The organism is Metabacillus litoralis, from assembly GCF_020524045.1.
In the GTDB taxonomy this organism is placed as follows: domain Bacteria; phylum Bacillota; class Bacilli; order Bacillales; family Bacillaceae; genus Metabacillus; species Metabacillus litoralis_C.
In genome coordinates, this window is record NZ_JAIVKL010000003.1 from 1 (window position 1) to 12,003 (window position 12,003).

The 12,003-nt window shown below is 32.4% G+C and carries 10 protein-coding genes; 7 read left to right on the forward strand and 3 right to left on the reverse strand.

What is annotated here, in order from left to right; translation table 11 throughout:
- A partial coding sequence (locus LC076_RS06255; protein WP_226667007.1) for an IS3 family transposase occupies positions 1–611 on the forward strand: 611 nt, incomplete at its 5' end.
- A 63-nt stretch (positions 612–674) separates the two neighbouring features.
- On the opposite strand, the gene rpsD is transcribed toward LC076_RS06255, so the two are convergent.
- The gene (gene rpsD / locus LC076_RS06260; RefSeq protein ID WP_146949333.1) at positions 675–1,277 is read right to left on the reverse strand and encodes a 30S ribosomal protein S4; all 603 of its coding nucleotides are present in this window, start codon (positions 1,275–1,277) and stop codon (positions 675–677) included.
- A 553-nt stretch (positions 1,278–1,830) separates the two neighbouring features.
- Between rpsD and LC076_RS06265 the strand changes: the two genes are divergently transcribed.
- The gene (locus LC076_RS06265; RefSeq protein ID WP_226667008.1) at positions 1,831–3,633 is read left to right on the forward strand and encodes a sensor domain-containing diguanylate cyclase; all 1,803 of its coding nucleotides are present in this window, start codon (positions 1,831–1,833) and stop codon (positions 3,631–3,633) included.
- Between the two features lie 37 nt (positions 3,634–3,670).
- On the opposite strand, the gene LC076_RS06270 is transcribed toward LC076_RS06265, so the two are convergent.
- The gene (locus tag LC076_RS06270; RefSeq protein WP_226667009.1) at positions 3,671–4,150 is read right to left on the reverse strand and encodes a GAF domain-containing protein; all 480 of its coding nucleotides are present in this window, start codon (positions 4,148–4,150) and stop codon (positions 3,671–3,673) included.
- 113 nt (positions 4,151–4,263) lie between these two features.
- Between LC076_RS06270 and refZ the strand changes: the two genes are divergently transcribed.
- Complete coding sequence (gene refZ, locus LC076_RS06275) at positions 4,264–4,914, forward strand: forespore capture DNA-binding protein RefZ (RefSeq protein WP_226667010.1); 651 nt, start codon at positions 4,264–4,266, stop codon at positions 4,912–4,914.
- A gap of 169 nt (positions 4,915–5,083) precedes the next feature.
- Here refZ and hisJ read toward each other — a convergent pair whose 3' ends face one another.
- Entirely contained in the window at positions 5,084–5,884 is an 801-nt protein-coding gene (gene hisJ, locus LC076_RS06280; protein ID WP_226667011.1) for a histidinol-phosphatase HisJ, read from the reverse strand.
- A gap of 803 nt (positions 5,885–6,687) precedes the next feature.
- Between hisJ and ezrA the strand changes: the two genes are divergently transcribed.
- From ezrA to LC076_RS06300, 4 genes are all read left to right on the forward strand, one after another.
- Positions 6,688–8,376, forward strand: coding sequence for a septation ring formation regulator EzrA (gene ezrA, locus LC076_RS06285; RefSeq protein WP_226667012.1), 1,689 nt, complete (start codon positions 6,688–6,690; stop codon positions 8,374–8,376).
- 263 nt (positions 8,377–8,639) lie between these two features.
- The gene (locus tag LC076_RS06290; protein WP_226667013.1) at positions 8,640–9,782 is read left to right on the forward strand and encodes a cysteine desulfurase family protein; all 1,143 of its coding nucleotides are present in this window, start codon (positions 8,640–8,642) and stop codon (positions 9,780–9,782) included.
- A gap of 5 nt (positions 9,783–9,787) precedes the next feature.
- On the forward strand, positions 9,788–10,987 hold the full coding sequence (gene thiI, locus LC076_RS06295) for a tRNA uracil 4-sulfurtransferase ThiI (protein ID WP_226667014.1): 1,200 nt from the start codon (positions 9,788–9,790) through the stop codon (positions 10,985–10,987).
- 276 nt (positions 10,988–11,263) lie between these two features.
- Positions 11,264–11,479 carry an alpha/beta-type small acid-soluble spore protein gene (locus LC076_RS06300; RefSeq protein ID WP_226667015.1) on the forward strand — a complete coding sequence of 72 codons (216 nt, stop codon included), beginning with the start codon at positions 11,264–11,266 and terminating at the stop codon, positions 11,477–11,479.
- Positions 11,480–12,003 lie beyond the last annotated feature (524 nt).

Here is a 12,003-nt window from a genome sequence, read left to right on the forward strand (position 1 = left end):
AGTTCAGCATTATTTGCCCTATAAGAAAAGCAAATCCATATAGGCGAATGATGAAAGCTACACAGGAACATCGTGTTGCCCCAAATCTCCTAAATAGACAATTTAAGCAAGGGGTTCCTGGAAAGGTCCTCCTAACAGATATTACGTATCTTCATTTTGGCAAGGGGCTTAGAGCTTACTTATCGGCCATTAAAGACGGATCTACTGGTGAAATCTTAGCCTATCATGTATCAGATCGAATGACCATTGACTTAGCTACAGACACCCTCCAAAAACTAAAGAAAAACAAGAATTTCAAGAAAGCAAAGGACGCTTTAATACACTCAGACCAAGGCGTTCATTACACGCACCCTGACTTTCAAAAGAAGGTAAAAAAATTGGGTTTACGCCAGTCTATGTCACGAAGAGGAAACTGTTGGGATAACGCTCCTCAAGAATCTTTCTTTGGTCATTTTAAAGATGAAGCTTCTATAAAATCATGTACAAATTTAGATGAACTAAGAAAAGAAATTAAGCAATATATGATCTATTACAATCACTATAGATACCAATGGAATTTAAATAAGATGACCCCTGTTCAATACAGAGATCATCTTATCAAGACAGCCTAGACTTTTTTAAAAATGTCCTTTACAAAGGGTACACTTTAAATGGCACAGGTTTTTTTATAACTATTAACGAGAGTAGAACTCAACGATAAGAGCTTCGTTAATTTCAGCAGGTAATTCAGAACGTTCAGGTAAACGAGTGAACGTACCTTCTAATTTATCAGCGTCGAAAGTTAGGTAATCAGGTACGAAGTTGCTTACTTCGATAGCTTCCTTAACAATGTCAAGGTTGCGAGATTTTTCACGTAAAGTGATTGTTTGACCAGGTTTTACTTGGTATGATGGAATATCAACACGTCCACCATCAACAACGATATGACCGTGGTTAACTAATTGACGAGCTTGACGGCGAGTACGTGCTAAACCTAGACGGTATACTACGTTATCAAGACGAGAATCAAGAAGAATCATGAAGTTCTCACCATGTTTACCAACCATTTTACTAGCTTTATCAAATAAGTTACGGAATTGGCGCTCATTTACACCATACATATGACGAAGCTTTTGCTTCTCTTGTAGTTGTAAACCATATTCAGAAATCTTTTTGCGTTGTCCTGGACCATGTTGTCCTGGAGCATATGGACGCTTTTCTAATTCTTTACCTGTACCACTTAATGAAATTCCTAATCGACGAGAGAGTTTCCAGCTTGAGCCTGTATAACGAGCCATGCTAACTCCTCCTTTATGTTTTTATTTTGCATAAAATAAAAACCAGACTGACTATACAATTCTGCACATTTTGTTTTCATGTATCCTCGCTCCAGCAGCATAGAGTTACTCGATACACCTCCTTATTTAACAAGGGGAACAAAATGAAATCACAACTGCTACATCAATAGGCTGCATATTTTATACACAACGAACATTATATGTCTTACTTCACCATAAGTCAAGAATATTTCTAAACTCTCTTTTTTATAGTAAACGGCATGATGCAAGGAAGCAACGAATTTGTAATTACAGATCTAAAATGGATTACTCTTCAAAGAATACCTATACCAAACCAAATAGTTATAAAGAAATAGCTGAATTAATTTTAAAAATTTCAAATGACGATACAAGGAATCCCACTAAGTACAAGCTAAACGATACCTTCGTATGAATAATTAAAGAATAAGGGGGTATACTACATATTCTTTGTACTATTTATGTGTAGATTTTATGTTATAATAATGTGTAAATATTGTATTATTTTGTAACTTAATTAGTGTGGGTGATTTTAATGGAAAGTCGATCAGTTGAACAGACAATAAAATATGCTTTTTTTAATCATTTAAGTGAAGTTGAAAAAAAGTTTTCTCTGTATGAAGTAATAGAAAAGCTAACTAATATTTTAAAAAATGTGCTGTCTATTCATCATGCAGAATACTATCAATACAATGAAAAGTTAAATTACCTTACACCTGTAAACAAGCTAGATCTTCCTTCAAAATCTTTACCACACAGTTTTATTTATGGAGAAGTTTATCAAGCTGAAGGAATATCTCTTATTCCAATTATGCAAAAAGATCGTTTGATTGGAATAGTAGAGCTAACAGATTTAAATGAAAATTTATCATATAAAGAGTTAACTGAAATAGCTAAAGCGTGTTCTACCTTTTATTCTTATTGTATGAATTTAGTCCACGTTACTCAAAATGATCAAAAATATGAAGAATTATATCGTATAACTGAGAAATTCCATTCTTTAATGGATAAAGATGATGTGTTAGTTGAGTTAATTTCAACATTGCAAGCAATGTATACAGAATTTATTTTCTATTTATTTTTATCACATGATAACGAAAACCATCGAGATTTACCGATTAAGGAATTAGGTTTCGATTATCAAGAAGATAATGAATTGGCGATGGAGGCTTACGTCACTGGGAAAGTGAAAACCTTATCTCAAGATAATATAAAACAAACGACGGTTTATTGCCCTTTAAAAGGAAAACAAGGTGTTTATGGCGTTCTACAAGTAGTTGCGAATAATGATATTGAGCTTTCAAAAGAAAATAAAGATTTTATCGTTATGCTTGCAAATACAGCAGGTACAGCTTTAGAAAATGCTCAGCTTTATGACCAGTCAAAACGGTTAATTAAGGATTTACAGCTAATTAACGAAACGTCACATCGATTAAATAAAAGCTTAAGATTAACAGATACAATGACATACATGTCTTCTAGAATAATGGAATCATTTGATGCAGATGAGGTTGGTTTTTTCTATCTAAATCAAGATGGTACCATTCAAATATTCCCTGGAAGTACAGAGTTTTTTGACTCTGAAGATTTACACATGTATTTGGACTATATTAGAGAAAAGCTTGAAAAGGATTTAGAGGGGCTGTTTATAGGTGACATATCAACGATACTAGAAGACGCAAAGTATTTGTCAATAATGGCAGTTCCGATGGTTCAAAGTGATAGTCTTAAGGGCTGTGCATTAGTAATGCATAAAAACCCTTACCATTTTTCCTTTGATATGTTCAAGCTTCTTCAATCGCTAATTCATCATTCTACATTAGCATTAACAAATTCTCTTCTTAGAGAAGAGCTTGAAACTCTAGTGAAAACAGATCATCTAACACAATTGTATTCTCGGAGTTATATGAATAGTTGCATTGAAAAATCAATTAAAATTGATCGTCAAGGTACATTTTTGTTAATTGATATCGATAATTTCAAGAAAGTAAATGATACGTTCGGTCATCAAATTGGTGATGAAATTCTTATTCAGGTGGCAAACATAATTAATAATAATATTCGAGAACATGATATAGGTGCAAGATGGGGTGGAGAGGAACTTGCCGTCTATCTACCACTAGTAGAATTAGAAGCTGGGATAGCTATTGCTGAAAGAATTGTTAGTCGAGTAAGAGAAAATACAAATCCTAGTATAACTGTTTCATGTGGGGTTTCTTATTGGAATGCTGATCATGAATATACTTTTGATCAATTATTTAAGCAAGCAGATAAAGCGTTATATGATGCAAAAAGCAAAGGGAAAAATCAAGTGATTGTTCAGTCAGATATGGAATGAAAAATGGATGACAAATTTGTCATCCATTTTTTGCTGTTTAGATATATTGTATTAAAACATTTGTGAATTCCTCTAAAAATGTTTGATCTTCTTCATCAAATCTATTTTTGATTGGACTGTCAATATCTAACACGCCAATTAACTTTCCTTCTTTTACAAGAGGAACAACAATTTCTGAATTGGAGGCAGCATCACAAGCGATATGCCCTGGAAATTGATGCACATCTGCAACACGTTCTGTTTTTAGATGAGCAGCAGCAGATCCACAAACACCTCTCCCAAGTGGGATACGTACACATGCTGGTAATCCTTGAAAAGGTCCTAGAACTAGCTGGTCTTCCTTCATTAGATAAAAGCCTACCCAATTAATGTTTTCTAGAAATTGATTTAATAAAGCTGAGGCATTTGATAAATTAGCAATGCGGTCATCTTCTCCCTCAAGTAAAGCTTTCAATTGATTGAGTAATAGTCTGTATTTCTCTTCTTTATTACCATTGTATTTTTCGACATGAAACATGATGATTACCTACTTTCGGCTATTTAGTAACAAACACACAACAAACTTTGTCGAGCGAATGATAAAGGAATCTCCCGAACATAATTGAATAATTACATAGGGAGGTGTATAGGATGAGTCAAAAAGTTTTAAATGATACAAGACAAAGAATTCTTAACTCTGCAATCGAATTATTCAATTCGAAGGGATTTACCGGGACATCAGTTAGAGAAATTGCTAGTAAAGCAAATGTAAATGTAGCACATATCTCTTATTATTTTAAAGGTAAGGGTGGGTTGTTAGAATTTCTTGTCTCTTATTACTATGAAGGATATATAAAACTAATCGAAGAGAATTATGCCCATCTCCAATACAGTAGCGTCCACTCTGTTTTAAGTAAGATTATTCTAGATATATTAAATTACCAACATGAAAATCGTCAACTCTCAAGATTGGTTTACCGGGAAGTGACAGTTGATTCGATCTTAATACGCGAAGTAATGACAACTTATTTAACAAAAGAAAAGTATTTCATTAAAGCGTTATTTGAGCAAGGGATTAAGGAAGGCTATTATCGAAAAGCCTTTATCCCTCATTTAATTATTCAACTTAGGAGTCTTTTGCATATGCCGTATTTACAGCCACAATACATGAGCGAAGTCCTTCATATTCAGTCACATGAAACTTATTTTGTGCATCAATATTACAAAGAACTTAAAATTTGGTTGAACTCATTGCTAATAGAAAGCTATTCAAAAGATGAAAAGTTGGTTGTTGTTCGTTAGTTTTATAAAAAAAATCATTTGTTTTTGTATATTTTGAGGCTTTCTGATACTTTAGGTCATGGCAATGTAAATAGTATCATGCTATCTTTTTAAAAAGTACTTTTAATAAGGTAAATAAGTCAATTAGCAACTTACTTTCAGGTAAGAGCTTTCATTAACAAAATAGAGATTATGTTAATGAATCATAATGGAAATAGTTCTTTCCTACATCCCTTGCACTATGGGCATCTGAACCGTATATTAGAGGGATTTTTTGCTTTATTGCTAATTCAACAACAGATGAGCTTGGGTACGTTTCTCCACAGAACTCTTTTCTTAACCCTGCTACATTATAGTCAATCTCCATTCCTTGTTCCTTAATTGCAAATAAAATTTTTGAAATCATCTCTTCAGTAGAAAAAGTAATGTGATAAAGTTTTTGGAATTTATTTACTAATGTTAAATGACCGATTCTTTTTGGTTTGTATTTTCCTAAATCACTTTTAATTGAATGCAAAACTTCATCATAATATAGTTGATGAAGTTTTTGTAAAGATCCAGTCAACTTAACCATTTCCCCGAAAGTGTGTTCATCATAATCTAGACAAAAATAAGAGTTTTTAAGATATAAAAAATGGACAGATAGAATGCTATCATCTAAATATTTTCCATATTCATTTAGAAACTTTTTCGTTTCACCACTATATTCTTTTATATAATCAACCTCTAACCCAAGATTTATTTCAATTTTATTTTTATATTTGTTTTTAAACTTTTGTATTTTTTGGATATAATCCTCTAATTCGCCCATTTTCATCGCACTATCTTGTAAAGGTGTTGGATCCTTAAATCCTAAGGGAAGTGGGGCATGCTCCGTAAAACTCAAGCTTTGAAAGCCTTCTATTATTGCCATTTTAATATAGTCTTCTAATAGATCTGTAGTCCCATGAGGACAATAAGGGGTATGGACATGGCCATCTTTTTTTAGCATATGTTTTCTCCTCCAATCGTTTTATTATAAATATATTTCAAAATTATTTTATATTAAGGCTGTTTTCGCACAAACTTTGTTGCTTTTAAATACCTTAAGCAATTAGCACTGTATTAAGTCTAGTGGCATCTATTCTTCATAAAATAGTACCCTTATAGTAAAAAATCACTGATTTCACTATATATTTTGGTTACATAGCAACAATCGTTCAGAAAAGAGCCTTTATTAAAGTGAATGAAAGGGTTTGAAAATTTCCTTTCTCTGCTAACCTTTTTCAAGTTGGGTTAGGAAACTGATCAAAGTTAAGAAAATAGTAGCTTTTTTACCCTCGAGAAGGAAAATAACCTCATTTTTCTAATGTCATAAGCTTTAATGTATAGAAACTCCTTTTATTTCTATTCACTATTGTTTGTTACCTCTGCTATTCTTGCAAAAATGAGCAATTCTCACTTATAAAATCAGGTTTTCAACATAATAGGACAAATAATGTAAAAAAATAAAAATTTCTGGTCAAAAAATGTCGTTTACATGGTATCATAAAAACATTGAAAAAACATTATAAACTACTGTATAAGAGTATGTTTAGAATTTACATAAACATATTATAAAGTGATATTTAAATATGGGTTGTTTCTTAAAAAACCAAAGTAATAAAAAAGAGCTTGAATAAATTGAAGAAGATTGATAATTAGTAGATAATTTGACATAGACGCTTATCAGCATGATAATGTGAAACCTTTCATCTTTGGGGAGTTTCATCTTCCCTGTCATGAGGATTTTGTGTAACAACGAGGGGGCTCATTATGGAAGTTATAATTGGATTAGTCCTTCTAATATGTATTTTATTTGGTACAGGATATGTATTGAGAAGAAAGATTTATAAAGAAGTTGATCGGTTAGAGGCAAGAAAAATTGAGATTATGAACAGATCTATTATTGATGAATTGTCAAAAGTAAAAGAACTAAAAATGGTAGGACAGGCAGAAATATTGTTTGAACAGTGGAGAAGCGAATGGGATGAGATTATTACTACTCAACTACCAGAAGTAGAAGAGCTGCTTTTCGATGCAGAAGATTATGCTGATAAATATCGTTTTAAAAAATCACGAAATGTTCTAGAACATATTGACGAGGTTTTAAAAACGGTTGACGATAATATTGATAAAATTATTGCTGAAATTAACGAGTTAGTTTCTAGTGAGGAAGAGAACTCAGTTGAGAGTGAAGAAATAAAAGAACAAGCGAAGAAAGTTAAAAAGACTTTGTTGGCACATAGTCATCAATTTGGAAAATCACATAATAAATTAGAAAAAGGCTTAGAACAAATCACCACTGATTTAAAGCAATTTGATATAGAAACGGAACAAGGAAATTATTTAGTAGCAAGAGATATCCTAAAGAAAACGATGGGGAATCTTGATAGCCTTCAAATAAAAATAGATGATATTCCTAAATTATTGACTGAGTGTCATACGACAATACCTAACTTATTAAATGAGTTAGAAGATGGGTATAAAGAAATGGTGGCAACAGGCTATTATTTAGAACATCTCCAAGTTGAAGAAGAGATTAGTAAAATTAGACAAAAGCTATCTTTGTTTAGTAATAAAATTGAAGAAACAGAGACAGACGATATACAAGAAGGTCTTCAATTAATACAGCAATCAATTGACAATTTATATGACCTTTTAGAAAAAGAAGTTGAAGCTAGTCAATTTGTCAATTCATCAAAAAATAAAATTGACCAAAAACTAGAAGAGCTTTCAGCACAGAAAACAGCTACTTTACATGAAACAGATTTAGTTAAACAGAGCTACCAATTATCTGAAACTGAGCTTCAAAAACAAAAAGTTATAGAGAAACAGCTTTCTCAAATAGAAAAAAAGTTTGTCCATATTCAGCAAAATTTACAAAGTGACCATGTTGCACATTCAATTATAAAAGAAGAACTAGAAGAAATTGAAAAGCAAATCGCTCAACTTTATGAAGACCATAATGAATATAGAGAGATGCTCCAAACATTAAGAAAAGATGAGCTTCAGGCTAGAGAAAAGCTTAATGATCTTAAAAGAATGCTATTAGATACAAGTAGGTCTGTTCAACAAAGTAATATACCAGGCCTTCCCATTGAATTTGGTGAATTAATAGATAGAGCTAGAAGAGATGTACAGAAGGTAACGTTAAAACTTGATGAGATTCCTCTAAATATGATAATTGTCATACAATTACTTGATGAAGCAGTGCAATCTGTTACAGCATTAAAGGAATTTGCTGACGAACTAATTGAACAGGTATTACTTATAGAGCAAGTGATCCAATATGGTAATAGATATAGAAGTCGCAACAAGCAACTCGAATTAAAATTCAAAGATGCTGAGAATTTGTTTAGAGAGTATGAGTATAGTAAAGCTTTAGATGAAGCTGTTGCTGCCCTTGAGCAAGTTGAACCTGGTTCCTTAAATAAAATACAGGAACTGCTTAATAATCGATAAAGTAACAAGTGTTTGAAACGATTCAGGGATGACATATAAAATGATGTAATAAATTTTGAACTAGTTTATCTAGTTTAAGATCGAAAAATCATTTTATCTTGTTGTCCTTGTTTTATTTTTTAAACATTTTATTTTGACAGTTATTTTGTAAGTGTGATTTTTATTTCTATCTTTGTTGTGGTATGATTACACCTGAATTTTTCCCTTACTGAGGAAAAGATTTAAGTGTGAAGCTAATAATTTTCTTGTATGGGGGAAGAAAGATGTTGTATTTAGATAACAGTGCAACGACAAAACCTTATAAAGAAGTACTTTCAACTTTTATTAAGGTGACAGAAGAATACTTCGCTAATCCTTCATCAATACATAAATTAGGAAATGAAGCAGAAGTACTACTAAATGAATCAAGAAAACAAGTAGCATCTTTATTAGGTGTTTTACCAAATGAAATTATATTCACCTCTGGAGGAACAGAAGGGAATAATTTAGCTATAAAAGGTGCAGCATTGGCAAATCAACATAAAGGAAAACATCTAATCACTTCAGTTATTGAACATCCATCAGTCTTAGAAGCATTTAAGCAACTAGAAAATGTTCATGGATTTGAAGTGACCTATATGAATGTTGATGAAAATGGAATTGTATCTTGTGATGAACTGAAAGAGAAATTACGAAATGACACAATTCTTGTTTCCATTATGCATGTAAATAATGAGGTGGGATCAATTCAGCCCATTACTGATATTGGTCGGCTACTTAAGAATTACAAAAACATCTTATTTCATGTTGATCATGTCCAAGGTGTTACGAAAGTACCTCTTCATTTTTACGATTCACATATAGATTTAGTTACAATCTCTGGACATAAATTTCATGGATTAAATGGAACAGGAGCGCTATTTGTTAAAAATGGCGTAACACTGCTACCGCTTTTTTCTGGTGGGTCACAGGAGCTAGACATGAGATCTGGAACTGAAAGTTTAGCAGGTAATGTTGCTTTAGCAAAAGCACTTAGGCTCACGATAGAAAAAGCAGAAAAGCAATTGGAGATCGTTAAAGATACACATAAAAAACTAAGAAATGAATTATTAAAAATTGACGGAGTTAATGTTAATACTCCTGATAATGCAGCACCACATATCTTGAATTTTTCGGTTCCAAATCTAAAAGCAGAGGTTTTAATCCATTACTTTGGAGAAAAAGGGATATATTTATCAACGACTTCTGCATGTTCATCAAGAAGAAAAACAATTAGTCATATATTATTAGAAATGAACAAGCGAGAAGAAATAGCAAAAAGTTCTATTAGAGTCAGTTTGTCACTTGATCATAATAATGAAATAATAACACCTTTTATTACGACTCTAAAAAAAGGAATAAACAAATTATCAAAAGTCATGAGGTAGAAAAGATGAAATTTGACCATATATTAATACGTTTCGGAGAAATATCAACAAAAGGTAGAAATCGCAGAAAATTTATCGAGCGATTGAAACGAAATATCCGTGAAGTTTTATCAGATTTTCCAAAATTAAATTATCAAGCAACCAGAGATCGTATTTATATACATCTGAACGATGAAAATCATGAAGGAATTGTTGAAAAATTAAAACTAGTATTTGGGATACAGTCCTTCAGTTTAGCTATTAAGTGTGAAAGTGAAATATCAGTTATAAAAGAAACGGCCTTGAGCGCAATTTTAAATCTTTATAAACACAATGATACATTTAAGGTAACGACTAAACGTGCTGATAAGCAATTTCCTTTTAATACAAATGAGTTAAATTATCAACTTGGTAGTCATATTCTTATTAATACAGATAATTTAAGTGTTGATGTGAAAAATCCCGATATTAATCTCAGAGTTGAAGTGAGAAGTGAAGCAACATATATTACTTGCTTCGATTATCAAGGTGCAGGAGGTCTGCCGGTAGGATCTGGAGGAAAGGCATTACTATTATTATCAGGTGGAATTGATAGTCCTGTAGCTGGTTATCTTACGTTAAAACGGGGTGTCGAACTTGAAGTGATTCATTTCTTTAGCCCACCATATACTAGTGAACGCGCTAAACAAAAGGTAATCGATTTAACATCAGAGTTAACATCCTTTGGGGGGAAAATCAAACTTCATATTGTTCCTTTTACCTCAATACAGGAAAAGATTCAACAGCAAGTTCCAGAGAACTATACAATGACATCTACTCGAAGAATGATGTTAAAAATAGCAGATCAATTAAGAGAAAAACAACAAGGGTTAGCGTTAATAACTGGGGAAAGTCTCGGACAAGTAGCAAGTCAAACATTAGAAAGTATGTTAGCAATTAACGCTGTGACAAATACGCCAATTTTAAGACCACTTATTACATTGGATAAACTAGAAATAATTAAAATTGCTCAGGAAATTAATACTCATGATATTTCGATAAGACCTTATGAAGATTGTTGTACAATTTTTACGCCTGCCAGTCCTAAAACAATGCCAAAATTAGAAAAAGTATCTAGATTTGAAAGCTTTGTGGATTTTGATGAGCTTGTATCAGAAGCTGTGAATAATATCGAAACAATATTGATTACCACTAATCAAAAAGAAGAAATGAATAGTTTATTTTAGAGACTGACTTATTGATATTGGGATTGGCATTTTTATGAGGAAGTATATTCGAAAGAGAATGCCTAGTTTAGAAAGCATTTTTCCTTGGTGAGCCTCTTGATAAAGCTAAAGAATGCAATGCTGATTACTTGTTAAGAGTTTATACAAATGGCATAAATGAAAAGATACCCAGTTGAAAGAACTCAATTAATCCTTATAGAGAAGAAATTACCAAAAAAATTAATGCATGAAGCCATGTGTATTTACACATTCTATACTCACAAGGAGGTGATACACATGGCACAAAACAGCGGATCAAACAGCTCAAACCAACTTGTTGTACCAGGTGCACAACAAGCAATCGATCAAATGAAATATGAAATTGCTTCAGAATTTGGTGTTAACTTAGGACCAGAAACTACTTCACGCGCAAACGGTTCTGTTGGTGGTGAAATCACTAAGCGTCTAGTTTCTTTTGCTCAACAACAAATGAGCGGTTCATACCAACAATAATAATTGAATAGATAATGGCTACTAAGGTAGGAGTTTATCTCCTGCCTTTTCCTTATGCGTTTTTTAAAATTTGCTATCTTTAAGTCTTTCTAAATTTTACTATGTGAATTCATTACATCACTGCTTATTTAGAAACATAAGAGGTTGGGACATAACTTAAGTGATTAACAAAAATTCCGAACAAAGTAATAGCTCTTAGCGGATGAAATATACGTAGACTCCTGCGGGATGAAAAGCAACGGCTAGACCCCACAGTGCGTAGCACGAGGAGGCTTGCCAGCTTCCCGCGGAAAGCGAAGTATATTTCAGGAGCGGCGTAACTACACTTACAACCATTGTTCGGTTTCTATTTTGTTAAAATACTTTTGTCCTAGCCTCAGCTTTTAAATTTAATCTATTTACCAAGTGTATTGGTTGTATTACGCTTTTGGTTGCTTGCTAGTGGACTTTAGCACGTTTTCTAAGTTGAAAAACTTCTTAAGTTAAATATTCATTCGCATCTCAGGGGTACAATGCTTAAATAA